16 protein-coding genes are annotated in these 19,787 nt (G+C 63.6%); 11 read left to right on the top strand and 5 right to left on the bottom strand.

The window, feature by feature from the left end:
- Nucleotides 1–3: 3 nt before the first annotated feature.
- Both M0639_RS11645 and cofC read right to left on the bottom strand, forming a co-directional pair.
- Nucleotides 4–2,247 (bottom strand): RNA degradosome polyphosphate kinase, encoded by a 2,244-nt coding sequence (locus M0639_RS11645; protein ID WP_003942685.1) that lies wholly within the window; start codon nucleotides 2,245–2,247, stop codon nucleotides 4–6.
- A 51-nt stretch (nucleotides 2,248–2,298) separates the two neighbouring features.
- A complete protein-coding gene (gene cofC / locus M0639_RS11650; RefSeq protein ID WP_080552786.1) occupies nucleotides 2,299–3,048 on the bottom strand; it encodes a 2-phospho-L-lactate guanylyltransferase in 750 nt (249 codons plus the stop codon).
- A 126-nt stretch (nucleotides 3,049–3,174) separates the two neighbouring features.
- Here cofC and M0639_RS11655 point away from each other — a divergent pair, with 126 nt between their 5' ends.
- The 3 genes from M0639_RS11655 to M0639_RS11665 all read left to right on the top strand — a co-directional run bounded on the left by M0639_RS11655 (nucleotide 3,175) and on the right by M0639_RS11665 (nucleotide 6,499).
- On the top strand, nucleotides 3,175–4,173 hold the full coding sequence (locus M0639_RS11655; RefSeq protein WP_030535420.1) for an NAD(P)H-dependent glycerol-3-phosphate dehydrogenase: 999 nt from the start codon (nucleotides 3,175–3,177) through the stop codon (nucleotides 4,171–4,173).
- Entirely contained in the window at nucleotides 4,170–5,321 is a 1,152-nt protein-coding gene (locus M0639_RS11660) for a cystathionine gamma-lyase (RefSeq protein WP_064073712.1), read from the top strand. The genes M0639_RS11655 and M0639_RS11660 overlap by 4 nt, the downstream gene beginning before the upstream one ends.
- A gap of 71 nt (nucleotides 5,322–5,392) precedes the next feature.
- On the top strand, nucleotides 5,393–6,499 hold the full coding sequence (locus M0639_RS11665; RefSeq protein WP_042450837.1) for a D-alanine--D-alanine ligase family protein: 1,107 nt from the start codon (nucleotides 5,393–5,395) through the stop codon (nucleotides 6,497–6,499).
- On the opposite strand, the gene M0639_RS11670 is transcribed toward M0639_RS11665, so the two are convergent.
- Nucleotides 6,500–7,192, bottom strand: a complete 693-nt coding sequence (locus M0639_RS11670; protein ID WP_082893104.1) for a DUF3515 domain-containing protein — start codon at nucleotides 7,190–7,192, stop codon at nucleotides 6,500–6,502.
- A gap of 77 nt (nucleotides 7,193–7,269) precedes the next feature.
- On the opposite strand from M0639_RS11670, the gene M0639_RS11675 reads away from it, so the two are divergent.
- The 3 genes from M0639_RS11675 to M0639_RS11685 are packed head-to-tail and all read left to right on the top strand — an operon-like array spanning nucleotide 7,270 to nucleotide 9,521.
- A complete protein-coding gene (locus M0639_RS11675; protein ID WP_197486141.1) occupies nucleotides 7,270–8,319 on the top strand; it encodes a thiamine-phosphate kinase in 1,050 nt (349 codons plus the stop codon).
- A gap of 9 nt (nucleotides 8,320–8,328) precedes the next feature.
- Nucleotides 8,329–8,850: a gamma carbonic anhydrase family protein gene (locus M0639_RS11680; RefSeq protein WP_007729328.1), complete on the top strand. Its 522-nt coding sequence runs from the start codon at nucleotides 8,329–8,331 to the stop codon at nucleotides 8,848–8,850.
- The gene (locus M0639_RS11685; protein WP_020907272.1) at nucleotides 8,850–9,521 is read left to right on the top strand and encodes a uracil-DNA glycosylase; all 672 of its coding nucleotides are present in this window, start codon (nucleotides 8,850–8,852) and stop codon (nucleotides 9,519–9,521) included. Before M0639_RS11680 ends, M0639_RS11685 begins: the two co-directional genes overlap by 1 nt.
- Before the next feature lie 66 nt (nucleotides 9,522–9,587).
- Here the strand turns inward: M0639_RS11685 and M0639_RS11690 are convergent, their stop codons facing one another.
- Together M0639_RS11690 and rpmB are read right to left on the bottom strand one after the other, a co-directional pair.
- Nucleotides 9,588–10,382, bottom strand: a complete 795-nt coding sequence (locus tag M0639_RS11690) for an enoyl-CoA hydratase-related protein (RefSeq protein WP_003942812.1) — start codon at nucleotides 10,380–10,382, stop codon at nucleotides 9,588–9,590.
- A gap of 137 nt (nucleotides 10,383–10,519) precedes the next feature.
- Nucleotides 10,520–10,711 (bottom strand): 50S ribosomal protein L28, encoded by a 192-nt coding sequence (rpmB, locus tag M0639_RS11695; RefSeq protein ID WP_003942669.1) that lies wholly within the window; start codon nucleotides 10,709–10,711, stop codon nucleotides 10,520–10,522.
- Between the two features lie 333 nt (nucleotides 10,712–11,044).
- Here rpmB and M0639_RS11700 point away from each other — a divergent pair, with 333 nt between their 5' ends.
- The 5 genes from M0639_RS11700 to coaD all read left to right on the top strand — a co-directional run bounded on the left by M0639_RS11700 (nucleotide 11,045) and on the right by coaD (nucleotide 19,668).
- Nucleotides 11,045–12,754: a DAK2 domain-containing protein gene (locus tag M0639_RS11700; RefSeq protein ID WP_050656645.1), complete on the top strand. Its 1,710-nt coding sequence runs from the start codon at nucleotides 11,045–11,047 to the stop codon at nucleotides 12,752–12,754.
- A gap of 73 nt (nucleotides 12,755–12,827) precedes the next feature.
- Nucleotides 12,828–15,089: an ATP-dependent DNA helicase RecG gene (gene recG / locus M0639_RS11705; protein ID WP_003942757.1), complete on the top strand. Its 2,262-nt coding sequence runs from the start codon at nucleotides 12,828–12,830 to the stop codon at nucleotides 15,087–15,089.
- A gap of 120 nt (nucleotides 15,090–15,209) precedes the next feature.
- Nucleotides 15,210–18,614, top strand: coding sequence for a pyruvate carboxylase (locus tag M0639_RS11710; RefSeq protein ID WP_003942675.1), 3,405 nt, complete (start codon nucleotides 15,210–15,212; stop codon nucleotides 18,612–18,614).
- The gene (gene rsmD / locus M0639_RS11715; RefSeq protein WP_030535425.1) at nucleotides 18,611–19,177 is read left to right on the top strand and encodes a 16S rRNA (guanine(966)-N(2))-methyltransferase RsmD; all 567 of its coding nucleotides are present in this window, start codon (nucleotides 18,611–18,613) and stop codon (nucleotides 19,175–19,177) included. The genes M0639_RS11710 and rsmD overlap by 4 nt, the downstream gene beginning before the upstream one ends.
- Entirely contained in the window at nucleotides 19,174–19,668 is a 495-nt protein-coding gene (coaD, locus tag M0639_RS11720; RefSeq protein ID WP_003942776.1) for a pantetheine-phosphate adenylyltransferase, read from the top strand. The genes rsmD and coaD overlap by 4 nt, the downstream gene beginning before the upstream one ends.
- Nucleotides 19,669–19,787: the final 119 nt, after the last annotated feature.

The following is a 19,787-nucleotide window of genomic DNA, read 5'->3' on the forward strand; positions in this document are numbered from 1 at the left end:
CCGTCAAGACCCGCTGGCGGTGCGGCTGCGCATCAACGACTGTTGATGCTCACGTACGTCCTCACCGCGTTCGGGGGCAGCGACCCAACTCCCGTCCGGATGCAGTACCCAGCAGCGAGTTCGGGGATCGAGTGCGGAGTCGAAGATGTCACCGAGTTGCTTCGACAGTTTCGGGTCCTTGACCTGCACCATGACCTCGACGCGGCGATCGAGGTTGCGGTGCATCATGTCTGCGCTGCCGATCCAGAATTCGTCGGCCGAGCGGAAATGGAACATTCGCGAGTGTTCGAGGAAGCGTCCGAGAATGGAACGTACTTCGATGTTTTCGCTGAGGCCGGGAACGCCCGGCTTGAGCGCGCAGATTCCGCGAACCACGATCTCGACGGGGATACCGGCCTTGGACGCGCGGTACAACGCGTCGATGACCTGCTCGTCGACCAATGCGTTGGCCTTCAAGCGGATACCGGCATCGCGGCCTGCGAGCTTGTGCGCGATCTCGTTGTCGATCCGCTCGATGATCCCGCGGCGAACCCCGTACGGCGCTACGAGAAGGTTGCGGTAGCTCGTCTTTCGGGAGTATCCGGTCAGCGAGTTGAAGAGGTCGGTGAGGTCTGCACCGATCTCCGGTGCTGCGGTGAGCAATCCGACGTCCTCGTACATGCGCGCGGTCTTCGGGTTGTAGTTGCCCGTGCCGATGTGGCAGTAACGACGAATGGTCGAGCCCTCTCGTCTGACGACGAGGCACGTCTTGCAGTGAGTCTTGAGACCGACGAGACCGTAGACGACGTGAACGCCGGCCTGCTCGAGTTTGCGTGCCCACTTGATGTTGGCCTGCTCGTCGAAGCGGGCCTTGATCTCCACCAGCGCGACAACCTGCTTGCCCGCTTCGGCGGCGTCGATCAGTGCATTGACGATGGGGGAGTCGCCGGAAGTGCGGTACAGGGTCTGCTTGATCGCGAGCACCTGGGGGTCGGCGGCGGCCTGTTCGATGAAGCGTTGAACGCTTGTGGAAAACGAGTCGTATGGGTGGTGGACGAGCACGTCGCCTTCGCGCAGGGTCGAGAACACGCTCTTCGGAGTCTCGCGTTCACCGAACGCCGGATGCGTCGCCGGGACGAACGGAGCGTCTTTGAGAGCGGGGCGGTCGACGGCGTAAACCTGCCAGAGGCAGGACAAGTCGAGGAGACCGGAAACCTCGATCACGTCGGCCGGATCGACGTCGAGTTCACGCAGAAGCAGTTCGAGCATGTGCTCGGTCATGTCGTCGGCAACTTCGAGGCGAACGGGTGAACCGAAACGACGACGCGCCAATTCACGTTCGAGTGCCTGCAGCAGATCCTCGTCCCGATCTTCTTCGACCTCGAAATCGGCGTTGCGTGTGATTCGGAAAGCGTGATGTTCGACGATTTCCATTCCGGGGAACAGCACGTCCAGATGAGCCGAAATCAGTTCTTCCATCGGGAGGAAAGAATCGATGGTGGACGAAGATGTCGTGCTCTTGACTCGCACGAACCGGCCGACGTTGTCGGGAACCTTGACGCGAGCGAAGTGTTCGCCGCGGGTGACGGAGTCCTTCACTGTCACGGCGAGGTTGAGGCTCAGTCCGCTGATGTAGGGGAACGGGTGGGCGTGATCGACTGCCAACGGCGTCAGTACCGGGAAGACCTGCTCGTGGAAATGCGCCGAGAGCCGGCCGTGATCGTCGGCACTGAGGTCGGCCCATCGAACGATTGAAATGCCTTCTGCCGCCAGGGCAGGGCGGACCGAGTCGAGAAACACGTGTGCGTGCTTGTCGGCGAGTTCCTGGGTGCGACGCGCGATGAGCGCCAATTGTTCGCGTGGGGAGAGGCCGTCGGCGGACCTGACCGACAGTCCCGTCTCGTCGCGGCGCTTGAGTCCGGCGACCCGGACCATGAAAAATTCGTCGAGATTGGAAGCGAAGATGGCGAGGAACTTTGCGCGTTCGAGCAACGGCAGTGACTCGTCGGCGGCCAATGCGAGAACACGGGCATTGAAATCGAGCCAGCTGAGTTCGCGGTTGAGGTAACGATCCTCGGGAAGTCCGACGAGCAATTCGGGTAGCTCTGCCTTGGTAGCTGCAGGGGGAGCGCCCGGGATGTTGGTGGCGACCGCGACGGCCTGAGATCGCGGCGAGGTGGCCGCGCCGTTCTCGTGCCGGCCGGAGCTGTGGTCTCCGTCCGACTGGTCTTCGGAAATACGGTTTTCGAGTGCTTCGCCATTGCTCACTCGTCGATCATCCCCCACAATCGCGCGGTCCGACAATCGATGAAAGAAAATTCATCGACTGTTCGACGGCGTGGCCTTGAGTCTGGTCAACGAAGCCGATGTCGCGGGGCCTACTCCCAGTGCTCTCACAGTGCCGAGATCGGCATGGGTGTCGACGTCGGTGCGCAGTCCCGGCCATTGGCCGTTGAGTGGACGAGCACCTGAATTGGCATGTCCAAGTGCGGATTCCGGCCCGAACCGAGGGTCGAGTGCGCTTTCGCCGCACGCAAACAATGCGGAAGTGCCGGTGCCGTGGTGATCGACGACGACTGAACGTCCGCCGCTTCGGGCCGCGGCCACGGCCTCCGTCAGTTCGCTCGGTTGCATGGCGGGCAAGTCGGCTTGCAGCACAACGAGGTCGACCACTCCGCGCTTGGCTCGGATATCGGCGGCCGCTGCACTCAACGCCGCGTTGAGGGTTTCCTCCGTGCGCGGTGTTGCGCCGTTGGTTCGGGCGCCGTCGGGAGCTGGATCGGCGTAGACCGTCACGCCGACGGAATATGCAAGGGCGGCAACGGTGGGGTCCGGGGTGACCACTGTGACGCTGTCGATGGCCGAGACGGCTGCAACTGTGGCGAGGGTGTCGTGAAGCATGGCCAACACGAGGTCTGCACGCGCGTCCGAGTCGAGTTCGCCCGCGAGGCGGGACTTGGCCGATCTCAAGGACTTGACGGCCACTATCGCATGCATGGGGCGTTCGATCTCCGTGCGCGCATGCGGTGTCTCCACGGCGTGTGGGTACGGGGGTTCCGCGCTGTCCATCCCTCGATCTTGCCAGTCATCACGCTCGGTGTCCGCGGCTGCCCACCGCAGTGCACCACAGGCGATACTCTGTGCAGACGATTTTTCTGGCGGCGACCCGCTTCGCCGGGTAGACGGGGTGAGCGTGTGAGTAAGGCAGCTGTATTGGGCGCAGGTTCGTGGGGAACGGCGTTGGCGAAGGTGATGGCCGAGGCCGGAACCGACGTGACGATGTGGGCCAGGCGTGAAGAGGTCGCGAAGCGCATCGACACCACGCACGAGAACAGCGACTATCTGCCAGGCATTGCTTTGCCTTCGTCGATTCGCGCGACCCACCACCACGAGGAGGCGATGGCAGGTGCTGACTTCATCGTGCTGGCGGTTCCCTCGCAGTCGCTACGAGCAAACCTGGAGCAGTGGAAAGGCTCGATCGGGCCCGATGCGACTCTGCTGAGTCTGGCCAAGGGTATCGAGACCGGGACGCTCATGCGCATGAGCCAGGTCATCGTGTCGGTGACGGGCGTGGAACCGGGGCGCGTCGCGGTGCTCTCGGGCCCGAATCTTGCACACGAGATCGCCGGCGGGCAACCCGCGGCGACGGTGATCGCCTGTTCGGATTCCTCGCGTGCCCTCGCTCTCCAGGATGCTTGTGCTACCGGCTATTTCAGGCCGTACACCAACTCCGACGTCATCGGATGCGAGATCGGTGGTGCGTGTAAGAACGTGATCGCGCTGGCCTGCGGCATGGCCGCCGGCAGTGGATTCGGCGACAACACGGTCGCCAGCATCATCACCCGTGGGCTCGCCGAGACGATTCGTCTCGGCGTTGCGCTCGGCGCCAAGGCGTCGACTCTTGCAGGCTTGGCGGGTGTCGGTGACCTGGTAGCGACATGCACGTCCGAGTTGTCGCGAAACCGGACGTTCGGAGAGCGGCTCGGACGAGGCGGGTCGATGGAGTCGGCACAGAAGGCAACCAACGGTCAGGTCGCCGAGGGCGTGAAGTCGTGCACGTCGGTACGCGCACTCGCTGCCGGATACGACGTGGAGATGCCGTTGACCGACGCGGTCCACCGGGTGTGCCACGAAGGCATGGCCGTCAGCGATGCGATCGGTCAGTTGCTCGGACGCCGGACGAAGCCGGAATGAGTGAAATCGGTGTGGGTCGCTTCGAGGATTACGGGGATTCGACGCGCAGCGTGAGCGCCGTCGCGCGCGAACACGCCGCGGGTCAGCCCATGCAACTGGGCCCGATATTCGCTGCGCCGTACCAACTTTCGGCGGACGAAGGTTCCGAGTCCGATACCTATGCACGTGCGTCGAACCCGGGTTGGCGGGGACTCGAATCCGCGCTCGCGGCGCTCGAGAGAGCGGACCACGCCCTCGTCATGGGATCGGGGATGTCCGCGATCACCGCTACCTTGCGCAGCGTCCTCGTCGCGGGGGATACCGTCGTCGTGCCCTCGGACGGGTACTACCAAGTGCGGTTGTACGCGAACGAGCGCCTCGCGCCGTTGGGAATCACCGTTCGCGAGGTTTCGACTCTGCAGATGGGCGACGTGAGCTTCGTAGATCTGCTCGACGCGTCACCGGGCCGCGTGGTCGTCGTCGCCGAGACGCCGTCCAACCCGGTGCTGGACGTGGTCGACCTTCGCGTGCTCGCCGACGTGTGCCACCGTTCGGGTGCGCTGCTGATCGTCGACAACACGACCGCGACACCGCTGGGTCAGCGCCCGCTCGAATTGGGTGCCGACGTCGTGGTGGCCAGCGGTACCAAGGCTCTCAGCGGGCACAGTGACCTCCTGATGGGTTACGTCGCCACCTCCGATGCGGCAGTGAGTCGGCGAATCGAGCGTGAGCGACTTCTCTCGGGAACGGTGCTCGGCCCCTTCGAGACGTGGCTTGCGCACCGGAGCCTCGGCACGGCAGGCCTGCGATTCGGGCGTCAGTGCGACAACGCGCTGGCGCTTGCCGAGATGTTGGTAAATCACAAAGCAGTCCGGTCCGTTCGTTACCCCGGCCTTCGCGGTGACCCGTCCTATGCAACGGCATCCGGTCAGATGAATCGATTCGGCGGATTGGTGAGCGTCGAGTTGGATTCGGCTCAGGCCTTCCACTCGTTCGTCGAGGCGAGCGCTCTCGTCACGGCTGCTACCAGCTTCGGCGGGATCCACACGACGGCGGATCGCCGTGCGCGCTGGGGCGATCCGGTCAGTGCGGGGTTTGTCCGAATCGCTTGTGGCATCGAGGACACCGCCGATCTCCTGGCCGACATCGAGCGCGCACTCGACGCGTAAACGGGCCGGGTCGACGAAATCGGTCCGGCCCGATCGCGTGCCGCAGTCGATTCGGCGGTACGGTTTGACGCGTGAACAGCAGTCGTACCCGCGTGGCCGTGATCTTCGGTGGCCGGAGCAATGAGCATTCAGTGTCCTGTGTTTCCGCCGGAAGCGTCCTGAGCAACCTCGACCCCGATCGGTACGACGTCGTACCGATCGGCATCACCGTCGACGGTTCCTGGGTGCTCGGTTCGAGCGACCCCAGTTCCCTCGCGATCAGCGGGCGCGCGCTGCCGTCGGTCGACAAAGACGGAACGTCGGTGGTCCTCAGCGCGGACCCCACCCGCGAGGGCGAGGTCATCTCCTTCGACGGCTCCGACGCCGGTGCTGTGCTCGCGTCGGTCGACGTCGTGTTCCCCGTTCTTCATGGGGCTTACGGCGAAGACGGCACGATCCAGGGTCTGCTCGAACTTGCCGGGGTTCCGTACGTCGGACCCGGAGTTCTGGCCAGCGCCGCCGGCATGGACAAAGAGTTCACGAAGAAGCTTCTTGCTGCTGAAGGACTTCCCGTCGGAGTGCAGGTCGTGCTTCGACCGGGAACCGCAACGCTGACCGAAGAGCAGAAGGCGGAATTGGGCCTTCCGGTTTTCGTCAAGCCCGCTCGTGGAGGCTCGTCCATCGGCATCACTCGGGTGAGCAATTGGGACGGTCTGGACGGGGCGATCGCTCATGCACGCCTGCATGATCCCAAGGTGATCGTCGAAGGCGCGATCATCGGCCGCGAGGTGGAATGCGGCGTCCTCGAATTCCCGAACGGCGACGTCAAGGCGAGTGTGGTCGCCGAGATCCGGATGCCGGATTCCGACGCCGATTCGGACGCGTTCTACGACTTCGACACCAAGTACCTCGACGACGTCTGTGAATTCGACATCCCCGCGAAACTCGACGAGTCGGTGAGCGATCAGATCAGGGAGCTTGCTGTCCGCGCGTTCAAGGCACTCGATTGCCAGGGACTCTCGCGGGTCGATTTCTTCGTCACGGCTGACGGCCCGGTGATCAACGAGATCAACACGATGCCCGGGTTCACTTCCATCTCGATGTACCCGAAGATGTGGAACGCCACCGGAATCGATTACCGCACTTTGATTTCGACTCTGGTCGACACCGCCGTCGCTCGCGGCACCGGCCTTCGCTGATCAGGGAACCGCGACCGGCGCCGGGTCGAGAGGCTTCTGTTCGAGAGTCGCCGTGATGGTGTCGGAGATTTCCTGAATCGGCGTCGGACCGGTCCCGTCGGGGATCGTGATACCGATGTATTCACCGCGGTCTACGGCAAACCAAGTGCTCGCTGCCAAACCGATGTCGGTTCCCGAGACCTGGAACCACTGGACACCGTTCACGACCTGTAGTGCTGCAGCCTGGTCGAACTCGGACGGACGGTCGAGTCCGCAGCGCAAGACGATCGGCTCTCCTTCGCTGCGCTGCCACGCTGCCGCACCGGCCGGAGCAGGTTCTACCAATTCGGCTTTCGTGAAGTCGTCGATCTTGTCGGGGAGCGCGCCGAGAAGGGAAACGCAGGCCGGCGACTCCGCTGCCGGTGCCGGCACGGGTCCCAATGCAACCGGCGAGAGTTCAGGGTTGTTTCCCGCGACGACGGCCGCGATCACTACTCCGACGATCAGGGCTACCGGGAGTGCGATGGCGGTGGCGATCAGCGCCGGACTGCGGCGCTCTGACGGATCGTCGTCGCGGTCGGGGTCGATGTCGGCGTTGTCTGCGGTGGAGGTGTTTTCTGCCATGCTCAGTTCTTCGCTCGGGTCCTGGTCCAGTCGATCAGCGGTCTTGTCACTTCTGAGAGCATGTCGGTGAATCGGTAGGATTGCCGACACACGCGTGAGCTTGCAGAAGCATTCACGACCACAGCTAGAAGGTACCGCAGGCCGCTTACGAGCGAATTGCGTCGGCATTGGAGAGACTCATCGCATCATCGGAGTTCACTGCATCATCAGAGTTCACTGCATCATCGGAGTTCGGGTCGGAGCCCACTGTCGAGCAGGTGGGGGAGTTCGACGTGATCGCGCGATCTCTTCTCGGCCGAATCCAACCGGTCACCACTGAATTGGGGCCGGGTGACGATGCCGCCATCGTGACTTCCGGAGACGGCCGTGTGGTTGTCTCGTCCGACATGTTGGTCGAAGGTCGACATTTCCGAATGGATTGGTCTTCACCACGCGACATCGGCCGGAAGGCAGTGGCACAGAACGCTGCTGATGTGGTCTCGATGGGAGCGCGGCCGACGGCCTTCACGGTGTCTCTGGGGTGCCCGTCTTCGACACCCGTCGACGTGGTCGACGCAATCTCCGCGGGAATCTGGGACGCGGCAACCGATCTGGGCGCCGGTGTGGTCGGCGGTGACCTGGTCCAGTCACCGGTGATCGTGGTGTCGGTGACCGTGCTCGGCGATCTCGGTGGCCGTGCGGCAGTTCTGCGTTCGGGAGCAAAGATCGGTGACAAGATCGCGGTCGCCGGGTGGTTCGGTTGCTCGGCCGCAGGGTTGGCACTACTGCTCGACGAAGCCGTGCTCCTCGACAAGCCCGCAAGCTTTCCAGATTTGCTTGCCTCTCATCGTGTTCCGAATCCGCCGTATCAATCGGCATGGGACGCCGCAGAATCAGCACATTCCATGACGGACGTGTCCGACGGATTGATCGCGGATCTTCGACATCTCGCAAAGGCCTCGCACGCGCGGTTCGACATCTTCTCGGCTGCGGTTCCGACCTCACCGGATGTCGCATCGGCGGCCGAGGCGCTCGACGTCGATCCGCTGGACTGGATCCTCTCCGGTGGTGAAGATCACGGATTTGCAGCAACTTTCGGGCCTGAGGTCGAGATTCCGTCGGGTTGGATCGTGATCGGTGAGGTTGCCGCCGGTTCGGGCGTGAGCGTCGACGGTTCGCTTCGCGAGAGCGGCGGGGGCTGGCACAGCTTTTCGACCACCGGTACCACCGCGGTATAGGTTGCTTTCATGGCTGTATACGCACTTGGAGACAGAGTTCCGGACATTCATCCGGACGCATACGTCCACCCGGACGCGGTGGTGATCGGCGCCGTGACTCTCGCAGCGGGTACCTCGATCTGGCCGCAAGCGGTATTGCGTGGTGACTACGGAACCATTTCGGTGGGAATCGGATCGAACATCCAGGACGGAACCGTCATCCATTGCACCGCCATCGATGCGACTGTCATCGGTTCCGGTTGCGTCGTGGGCCACAACGCGCACATCGAGGGATCGACCATCGAGGACCATTGCCTGATCGCGTCGGGGTCAGTTGTTCTCAACGGAACGGTGATCGGGACGGGGTCGATCGTCGCCGCGGGTGCGGTGGTGGCCAACAAGATGCAGGTTCCCCCGCGCAGCATGGCACTCGGTGTCCCCGCCAAGGTCCGTGCGGGATACGAAGTTCCGCTCGGCCACCTCGACGGAAACGTCAAGATGTACGCAGCCAATGCGGCGTACTACCGCGACGCGTTGCGCAGGCTCGACTGATGGCGCCGCTTGCAGAGATCGTCGATCCAGGGTGGGCGCGGGCACTCGAACCGGTCTCGGAGCAGATCTCCGCGATGGGTAAGTTCTTGCGCGAAGAGATCGCTGCGGGACGGGAGTACCTGCCGGCGGGAGAGAACGTCTTGCGTGCATTCACGAATCCGTTCGACGACGTTCGGGTGCTCATCGTCGGTCAAGACCCCTATCCGACGCCCGGTCATGCTGTCGGGTTGAGCTTTTCGGTTGCCCCGGACGTGCGGCCGGTTCCGCGAAGTCTCGGTAATATCTACAAGGAGTATCACCAGGATCTCGGGTTGCCGATACCGCCGAACGGCGATCTGACGCCGTGGTCGAAACAAGGTGTGCTGCTTCTCAATCGCGTACTCACCGTGCAGCCGGGTCAAGCCGCTTCTCATCGTAAGAAGGGCTGGGAGCCGGTGACCGAGCAGGCTATCCGCGCTTTGGTGGCGCGGTCGTCACCGATGGTGGCGATCTTGTGGGGTCGTGACGCGGCCACTCTCGCGCCGATGCTGGGCGACACACCGATCATCGAATCAGCGCACCCGTCACCGCTTTCGGCTTCGCGCGGGTTCTTCGGTTCGCGCCCGTTCAGTCGTGCGAACGAACTCTTGACCGGACTCGGAGCTGACCCGGTGGACTGGAATCTGGGCTGATCGAACGGTGTCTGCACGAACCGGCCTGCCGAACGTCGAGTCGCGACGTTCGGCACGGCAGTTCGACTAGGCCTGCTTTGCGGAAGTGAAATCGGGCCGACGCTTGTCGACGAACGCGTCGACGCCCTCGCGTCCGATCGGGCTGTTCGCTGCGATGGCGATGGACGCGGCTTCGGCGTCGAGTTGCTCGGCGAGCGAGTTCGTCCGCGACGAACGCAGCAGTGCTTTGATTCCCGAGTACGACGTACTCGGTCCGTTGGCCAGAGCGCGGGCGAGGCGAGCTGCCTCTTCTTGGACCTCGTCGTCACCGACGAGTCGGGTGAGGATCCCCAGGCGGACGGCTTCGTCGCCACCGATCACCGAATCGTTGAGAAGAATCTCGCGAGCGCGTGCCACGCCGACGATGCGTGGAAGCGTCCACGACATTCCGCCGTCCGGGGTGAAACCGATGGAGGGGTACGCGGGGCGAAGCTTGGTGCCGGTGCCGCCGATTGCGACGTCGGCGAGGCAGACCAGGCTCATTCCGGCGCCGGCAGCCCATCCGTGGACCCCGGCCACCACTGGAGCGGTCGCAGCGTCGAGCGCGCGAACGAACACGTGGAAGACGCGGGCAACCTCGGCGACGTACTCGCCGCGGTCAGGGGCTGCGGCGAACGCACGGACGTTGCCGCCGGCACAGAAGTTTGCGCCTTCGCCGACCAGAAGGATGCTCCCGATGTCGTTTCCGACTGTCTCGAGCGCCTGCGCGCCCTGAACCAGTCCTTCGTCGTCGAGGGAGGTGCCGTTGGCGGCGGTGGAAATGGTGATGCGGAGTACGCCCTCGTCGAGGGTCACTTTGCTCAGGTCATCGATGGAAGTCACTCAACGCACATTACGGGTGTCCGACAGCCATACGAAACACGGGGACACATAGATACAGCCACATAGATATAGATACAGCTCTGCCCCCGTCACCGAAGTGACGGGGGCAGAGCCTGCAATAGTTTGTGCTCGGGCAATCAGCCCCGAGCGACCTTGCCTGCCTTCAGGCAGGAGGTGCACACGTTGACCTTACGGGTGTTACCCGGGGCAACCTCGGTACGAACAGACTGAATGTTCGGGTTCCAGCGACGATTGGTACGCCGGTGCGAGTGCGAGACCGACTTACCGAAGCCGGGCCCCTTGGCGCATACGTCGCAGACGGCAGCCATAGTCGCGAACTCCTTGTTAGAAATGAATATTGAAGTGGTTACCCTACACGGTAGGGCAGCCAGAATTACAATCCGAATATACTCGACTTCGAACTGATCCTTGACCGCTCACTGTGCAGCCGAACGTGAAAACAGTCAATCAGCAACAAACAAAGTGCAGCATTATTTCGTGTAGCCCGTTCGAGGCAACCGTGTAAGAGTAACCGCTTCCGGCCCGAATGGCCAAACCGCCCGGTAATGACGGTTGCGCAGAAGCGTCGGACTACCCTCGACTGCACCGATCACCGATCTCTTTTTCATCGTCAGTCTTTCCATCGTCGAGGGGAACCGTCAGTGGGGGAAGTGCAACGCGTCGCCGAAGAAGCGGAATCCGTCGCGGACGGACATCTGCTGCGGCGCTGGGCCCGCCGGGCGGTCGACAGCCTCCAGAAACGTCGCGGTGAGATCAACAACCTCAACGTCTTTCCCATCCCTGATTCGGATACCGGCACCAATCTGCTGTTCACGATGCGGGCTGCACTCGATTCCGCCGAGACGATCGAGGACGACGTCCGCAGTGCGGGCCGCGTCGCCAACGCTCTGGCTCGAGGCGCCGTGTCCGGTGCTCGCGGTAATTCCGGAGTGATCCTCTCCCAGGTGATCCGGGGCATCGCCGAGAGCGTTCAAGGTGAGCACATCGACGGCCGTAGCTTCGCGAACTCGCTGACCACGGCGACGACGCTGGCCTCTCGGGCTGTCTCCGATCTGGTGGAAGGCACCATCGTCACGGTATTGCGTGCATCGGGAGAAGCAGCGCAGGAGTGCGTCGACACCAGGACACCGAGCGGCGAGGATCTTGCATCCGTGGTTGCCGCCGCTGCCGACGCCGCTGCGGTCGCACTGAACAAGACGCCGGAGCAACTGGACGTTCTCGCGTCCGCCGGGGTGGTCGATGCCGGGGGATTCGGTCTGGTTCTGATCCTCGACGCCTTTGTCGAGGTGCTGACCGGGAAGCCGCAGGTTCGCGAAGATCTGGGGACGCCGGACCCGAGGTCGAGCGCAGTTGTCGACGTCAGCGCATTCGATCACGATTGGGCTCACAAGAGCCCGATCGAATGTGGTGATCACTCGGAACAGGATTTCGAGGTCATGTACCTCGTCGACGACTCCGACGACGATCGCATGACGGCGCTGCGCACGCGGCTGTCCGTCCTCGGAGATTCGACGGTCATCGTCAGCGACGGTTTCGGCGGCTGGTCGGTGCACGTGCATTGCTGCGATGCCGGTGCAGCCGTGGAAGCCGGCCTCGAGGCCGGGAAGGTTCACGGTATTCGCATCAGCAGTTTTCTCGTCGACGAACGCGACCAGTTGGTGGCACGGGCGGAGAGGCGATTCCCCGGGGCCGGCGCGCGCGGCGTACTGGCCGTCGTTGCCGGTGACAGCGCGGCGGCGTTGTTCGAGAGTGAGGGTGCGACGGTTCTTCGGTGCGACGATGCGCCGGTGACACGCGCACAACTGCTCGGCCGCATTCGTCAAATGGAACGCAGCGAAGTTCTGGTGCTTCCGAACGGAGCTTTGACCGCTCAGGAACTCGTCGCAGTCAGTGCTGCTGCACGCGATCCGCTTCACCAGGTTCTGCTGCTGTCGACGTCGTCGATGGTCCAGGGCCTGGCAGCACTTGCCGTTCACGACCCTCAGCGCAACGTCGCCGACGACGGCTTCACGATGTCCGAGGCGGCGGCCGCCACGCGATGGGGATCGTTGCGGATCGCGGTCGAGCGTTCGCTGACCTACGTCGGGACATGTGATCCGGGTGACGCGATCGGTCTGATGGGGCACGAGGTGGTGCTCATCGGTCCCGACGTCGCGGAGTCGAGTGCGCGACTGGTCGACCTCGCGCTCGGATCCGGTGGCGAACTCGTGACCCTACTCATGGGCGCAGACGCGCCGGACGACCTGGCCGGGCAGCTCGAGGCGCACGTCGTCGCGCACCACCCGGGCGTCGACGTGCTCGTCTATCAGGGTGATCAGCCGGGTGACCTGTTCCAGTTGGGCGTGGAGTGATCGAACCGGGTCTGTCGGTGACTGCTGATATACGAACACATGTGCTTACCGCGACACTGTGCTGGAGGAACTGATGGCGACGCTCGCCGACCCACTCGATCGGCTGCTGGGAAAGAAGACCGCGGACGCGCTCGACGAGGCATTCGAGATCCGCACCGTCGAGGACCTGCTGCGTCACTACCCACACCGGTACGCGTCGGCAGGCAAGGAGCTTGCCGAGAAGGAGCCGCCCGAGGGTGAGCACATCACCATCATCGCGCGGGTGGCGTCGGCGGCCGTCGTGAAGATGAAGAACCGTCCGGGGCAGATGTTGCGAGTATCGCTGGCGACTGATTCGCAGACCGTGGACGTCACGTTCTTCAACCCGCAGAAGGTGCGGCACGTCATCAAGCCCGGCGTTCGGGCGATGTTCTCCGGGACGGTGAAGTACTTCCGCGGCAAGTGGTCTCTCACTCATCCGAGCTACCTGATTCTCCCGGAACCTCGTGTCGGCGAAGAGGATTCGGTAGTTCCGCTTGCGTCCATCAAGGGAGCCGGTGACCTTGCGGGCCTGGCTCGCGCAAATCAGGATCCCGGCGCCGAACTCGATCTGTCCGTCTTCGACCGCGCATTGATCCCGCTGTACCCGGCGACCCGCGAGGTCGAGAGCTGGACCATCATGCGGTGCGTGCGGCAAGTGCTCGACCAACTCGATCCGATCGAGGAGCCGTTGCCCGCCGAGACTCGGGCCGAGCACGGATTCATCGGTTTGGACGAGGCGCTGCGCACCGTTCACCTGCCAGATACCAAGGAAGACATCGAACGAGCACAGGATCGTCTGCGTTTCGACGAGGCGCTGTCTCTGCAGTTGGTCCTCGCGATGCGTCGTCACGACAATTCCGAGCGTGTGGCTCCGGCCTGCGCTCCGGTCGCCGGCGGGATCGCGGACCAGTTCGAGGAGATGCTCCCGTTCACTCTGACGGAGGGACAGCAAGCAGTCGCGGAGGAGATCTCCACCGACCTTGCCCGCCCACACCCGATGAGCCGCCTTCTTCAGGGCGAGGTCGGGTCAGGCAAGACGATCGTGGCTCTGCGCGCGATGCTGCAGGTCGTCGATGCGGGTTATCAGTGCGCGTTGCTCGCACCCACCGAGGTCCTGGCAAATCAGCACGCGCGATCACTGCGCAAGATGATGGGCTCGCTGGCTGCAGGTGGTGAACTCGGTTCTGCCGAACATTCCACCCGTATCGCCCTTCTTACCGGCTCGCTGCCAGTCGCTGCGAAGCGCGCAGCTCTGCTCGAAGCCGTGACCGGCGACGCCGGGATCGTCATCGGTACCCATGCGCTCATTCAGGACAACGTCGAGTTCTTCAACCTCGGCATGGTTGTCGTCGACGAGCAACACCGCTTCGGCGTCGAGCAACGTGATCAGTTGCGATCACGTGCCCGTGAAGGACTGAGTCCGCATCTGCTGGTGATGACGGCAACGCCGATTCCGCGAACCATCGCCATGACCGTGCTCGGCGACCTCGAGGTCTCGACCCTGCGAGAGCTTCCACGTGGGCGAACCCCGATCAAGAGCAGTGTCGTGCCCGCGAAGCAGAAGCCGCAGTGGGTCGATCGCGCATGGGAACGAATCCGTGAGGACGTCGCCGACGGCCGTCAGGCGTATGTCGTGTGCTCGCGGATCGGTGACGGCGAGCAGGGTGCAGGCGAAGATCAGTTCACCGAGGAGAAGCAGCCCGAGACCAAGTCGGCGGTTGACGTCTTCGAAGAGCTGTCGAGTGGTCCGCTGGCCGATCTGCGAGTCGGGTTGCTGCACGGTCGACTGCCTTCCGACGAAAAGGACGTGGTGATGAGCGCGTTCAACGTCGGTGACATCGACGTCCTCGTCTGTACGACCGTTGTCGAAGTCGGTGTCGACGTTCCGAACGCGACGGTGATGGTGATCGTCGACGCCGAGCGGTTCGGCGTCAGTCAGCTCCATCAGTTGCGTGGCCGCGTCGGTCGAGGGAAACATCAGGGACTGTGCATCCTCGTCACCGGAAGCAATCCCGGGGGACCGGCGTACGAGCGGCTCTCGGCGGTGGCAGCGACCAACGACGGGTTCGAACTGGCTCAACTCGACCTCGCGACCAGACGTGAAGGAGACATCCTCGGTGCGGCGCAGTCGGGCACAACCTCGAATCTGCGGCTGCTTTCCCTCATGGCCCATGGAGACATCCTCGAGTCCGCCAGGGAGTTCGCTCAGGGAATCGTCGACTCCGATCCGTCGCTCGACGGTCATCCCGCCCTCGCTTCCATGGTGACCGCCGCCCTGGACTCCGACCGGATCGAGTACCTCGAGAAGTCGTGAAGGGTATGACGACAAGCTGAAATCGAATAGCACGAGGACCGCCGGGTTGGTTTCTCGATTCAGTCCGAAATATGAGACTCCGCATGTAGACGCAAGATGAAATCGGGGTAGTTTTCTCGAATGTTCTCCAAAGTGCTCGTCGCGAACCGCGGCGAAATTGCGATCCGTGCCTTCCGCGCCGCCTACGAACTAGGTGCCGGAACCGTCGCGGTGTTCCCGTACGAGGATCGGAATTCGATCCACCGTCTCAAGGCAGACGAGAGCTACCAGATCGGGGAGAAGGGTCACCCCGTTCGCGCGTATCTCTCGGTCGAGGAGATCGTCGCCGCCGCCAAGAGCGCCGGAGCCGACGCCATCTACCCCGGTTACGGTTTCCTCTCCGAGAACCCGGACTTGTCGGCGGCGTGTGCCGAGGCAGGCATCAAGTTCGTCGGCCCGTCCGCCGAGATCCTCGAGTTGACCGGAAACAAGGCTCGGGCCATCGCAGCGGCAAAGGCCGCCGGTCTCCCGGTGCTCGCGTCTTCGGAGCCGTCAGCGGACATCGACGAGTTGCTCGCAGCCGCCGAGGACATGACCTTCCCGCTCTTCGTCAAGGCTGTCGCAGGCGGCGGTGGGCGCGGAATGCGCCGTGTTGCGGAGCGCTCACAACTCAAGGAATCGATCGAAGCCGCAGCGCGCGAAGCGGAATCGGCCTTCGGCGATTCGACGGTCTTCCTCGAGCAGGCCGTCATCGACCCCCGGCACATCGAAGTGCAGATCCTCGCCGACGAGCAGGGCAACGTCATCCACCTCTTCGAGCGTGACTGCTCGCTGCAACGTCGCCACCAGAAGGTGATCGAGCTCGCTCCGGCGCCCAATCTCTCCGAAGAGTTGCGCGCCAAGATCTGTGCCGACGCCGTCGCCTTCGCGAAGGAGATCGGATACACGTGCGCGGGCACCGTCGAGTTCCTTCTCGACAAGCGCGGCAACCACGTCTTCATCGAGATGAACCCGCGAATTCAGGTCGAGCACACCGTCACCGAAGAAGTGACGGACGTGGACCTGGTCCAGTCGCAGCTCAAGATCGCGTCCGGTTCGACGCTTGCAGAACTTGGTCTGTCACAGGAGACGATCAAGCTTCGCGGCGCGGCGCTGCAGTGCCGCATCACGACCGAGGATCCGGCAAACGGATTCCGCCCGGACACCGGCCGTATCACCGCGTACCGCACCCCGGGCGGAGCCGGTATCCGCTTGGACGGTGGCGCCACACTCGGCGCCGAGGTCGGAGCGTACTTCGATTCCATGCTGGTCAAACTCACTTGTCGCGGTCGCGACCTCGAAGCCGCTGTGGCGAGAGCTCGCCGCGCGGTCACCGAGTTCCGCATTCGTGGTGTCTCGACCAACATTCCGTTCCTGCAGGCGGTTCTCGACGACCCGGACTTCCGGGCGGGACGCGTGACAACCTCCTTCATCGAGGAACGTCCTCAGCTGCTGACTCTGCGTTCTTCGGCAGACCGCGGCACGAAGATCCTGACCTACCTCGCGGATGTGACTGTCAACAAGCCGCACGGGGAGCGTCCCTCGGCGGTGTACCCGCAGGACAAGCTGCCCAAGATCGATCTTTCGACACCCCCTCCTGCCGGTAGCCGTCAGCGCCTCCTCGAACTCGGACCCGAAGGTTTCGCGAAGGCACTGCGTGAGCAGAAGGCAGTCGGCGTCACCGACACCACCTTCCGTGACGCGCACCAGTCGTTGTTGGCCACGCGAGTTCGAACCAGCGGACTGCTCGGAGTAGCGGGGCACGTTGCGCGGTTGACGCCGGAACTGCTCTCGATCGAAGCCTGGGGCGGCGCGACCTACGATGTGGGACTTCGCTTCCTGCACGAGGATCCGTGGTACCGGCTTGCCGCACTGCGCGAGGCGATTCCCAACATCTGCCTCCAGATGCTTCTTCGCGGTCGAAACACGGTGGGCTACACGCCGTATCCCGAAAAGGTCACGCGCGCATTCGTTCAGGAAGCCACCGACACCGGCATCGACATCTTCCGAATCTTCGACGCGCTCAACAACGTCGACCAGATGCGCCCTGCCATCGACGCGGTGCGTGAGACCGGAACGGCTCTCGCCGAGGTGGCGTTGAGCTACACCGGCGATCTGTCGGATCCGAACGAAACGCTGTACACGCTCGACTACTACCTGAAGTTGGCAGAAGAGATCGTCGATGCGGGCGCTCACGTGCTCGCGATCAAGGACATGGCGGGCCTGCTGCGCGCTCCGGCGGCCACCAAGCTCGTGACGGCGCTACGCAGCAACTTCGATCTTCCGGTTCACGTCCACACGCATGACACCCCCGGTGGACAGTTGGCCACGTATTTCGCCGCGTGGCAGGCGGGCGCCGACGCAGTCGACGGTGCTTCGGCGGCACTGGCCGGAACCACCAGTCAGCCTGCGCTCTCGGCCATCGTTGCCGCCGCTGCGCACTCCGAGTTCGACACCGGGCTGAACCTGCAGAACGTGTGCGACCTCGAACCGTACTGGGAGGCGCTGCGAAAGGTGTACGCGCCGTTCGAATCCGGACTGCCGGCGCCGACGGGACGTGTGTACACGCACGAGATTCCGGGCGGCCAGCTCTCCAATCTCCGGACCCAGGCCGTTGCTCTCGGTCTCGGCGACCGGTTCGAAGAGGTCGAAGCCAAGTACGCCGACGCGGACCGCATGCTCGGGCATCTCGTGAAGGTGACGCCGTCGTCGAAGGTCGTCGGCGACCTCGCCCTCCACCTTGTCGGCGCCGGCGTGCCTTCGGAGGAGTTTGCCGCAGATCCGGCGAAGTTCGACATTCCCGACTCCGTGGTGGGCTTCCTGCGCGGTGAACTCGGTACGCCTCCCGGTGGTTGGCCGGAACCGTTCCGCAGCAAGGCACTCGAAGGACGTGGCCAGGCCAAGCCCGAAGCGACGTTGTCCGCTGAGGACGAGGTGCTGCTCGAGGGCTCGTCGAAGGACCGTCAGGCGACGCTGAATCGTCTGCTGTTCCCCGGCCCGACAAAGGAATTCCTCGAACACCGCGAGAAGTACGGTGACACGTCGCGGCTTTCGGCGAACCAGTTCTTCTACGGTTTGCGGCGCGGCGACGAACACCGCGTCGAGTTGGCTCCCGGCGTTGAGCTGATCATCGGTCTCGAAGCGATCTCCGAGCCCGACGAGCGCGGCTACCGCACTGTCATGTGCATCCTGAACGGTCAATTGCGCCCGGTCTCGATCCGCGATCGCTCCATTGCCAGTGACGTACCGGTGGCGGAGAAGGCCGACAAGAACAACCCGGGCCACGTGGCTGCACCGTTCGCGGGTGTCGTGACGCTCGCGGTGAAGGAAGGCCAGAAGATCGAGGCCGGCGACACCGTGGCCACGATCGAAGCAATGAAGATGGAAGCGGCGATCACCTCGCCGCGCGCCGGCGTCGTCTCTCGGATCGCGATCAGCGCCGTCCAACAGGTCGAGGGCGGAGACCTGCTGGTAGTCGTCTCGACGGGGGAGAGCGCCGCAGAGTGACACGCATCATCTCGGGACTCGCGGGCGGTCGACGCCTGCGAGTCCCGCCGAGCGGCACCCGTCCGACGTCGGATCGGGTTCGTGAGGCGCTGTTCAGTGCTCTCGAAGCGCGCATCGATCTCGAAGGGTGCGCGGTTCTCGACCTCTTTGCGGGTTCGGGTGCTCTCGGCCTCGAGGCGCTCTCGCGGGGAGCCGAGCACGTTGTTCTCGTGGAATCGGATGCCAAGGCTGCTGCCGTCATCAAGGCGAACATCGGCACTGTCGCGTTGCCTGGGGCGACGGTTCGCGCCGCTCCGGTTGCGGCCGTGGTCTCGGGTCCGAGCGCGCGTGAATACGACATCGTGATCGCGGACCCACCGTATGCGGTGACCGACGAGGCCGTCGTGTCCATGCTCACCGATCTGCAGGCCAACAAATGGGTGGGGGAGGGCACGATCGTGGTACTCGAACGATCGTCGCGCTCGCCGGAGACCGTGTGGCCTCAGGGCTACGAGCCGATCAAGGCCAAGAACTACGGTGAAGCCCGCATCGAGCTGGCCACCTGCTACGGTCTGGACTCATGACTGGCGCCGTCTGCCCCGGATCCTTCGACCCTGTGACCAACGGTCACCTCGACGTAATCGGAAGAGTTGCTGCGCAATTCGACGAGGTCGTGGTCACCGTGCTGATCAACAAGAGCAAGCGTGGCATGTTCACGATCGACGAGCGGATCGAGATGCTCGAAGACGCGACGAGTCACCTGCCCAACGTTCGCGTCACGTCGTGGCACGGATTGTTGGTCGACTACGCGAAACAAGAAGGTCTCAGCGCGATCGTCAAGGGTCTGCGCGGCGCGAATGACTTCGATTACGAGCTGCAGATGGCTCAGATGAATCAGAAGCTCACGGGCGTCGACACACTGTTCGTCGCCACGAATCCGACGTACAGCTACCTGTCGAGTTCTCTGGTGAAGGAAGTCGCGACTTTCGGCGGCGACGTCTCCGACATGTTGCCGGCCAAAGTGCATTCTCGGCTACTCGCACGTATCGCCGAGCGAGCAGCCGAAAACAGCTGATCCCCGACACACCGACCACGACGACACCCCGTTGGCCGTTCTTCCGGCAAACTTGGACAGGAACGGGCACAGGTCCGAGTGGACCGGTGACGATGTGGGCCGATTTCGGCCGGTAGAGA

It is taken from the genome of Rhodococcus qingshengii JCM 15477 (assembly GCF_023221595.1).
Classification (GTDB): domain Bacteria; phylum Actinomycetota; class Actinomycetes; order Mycobacteriales; family Mycobacteriaceae; genus Rhodococcus_F; species Rhodococcus_F qingshengii.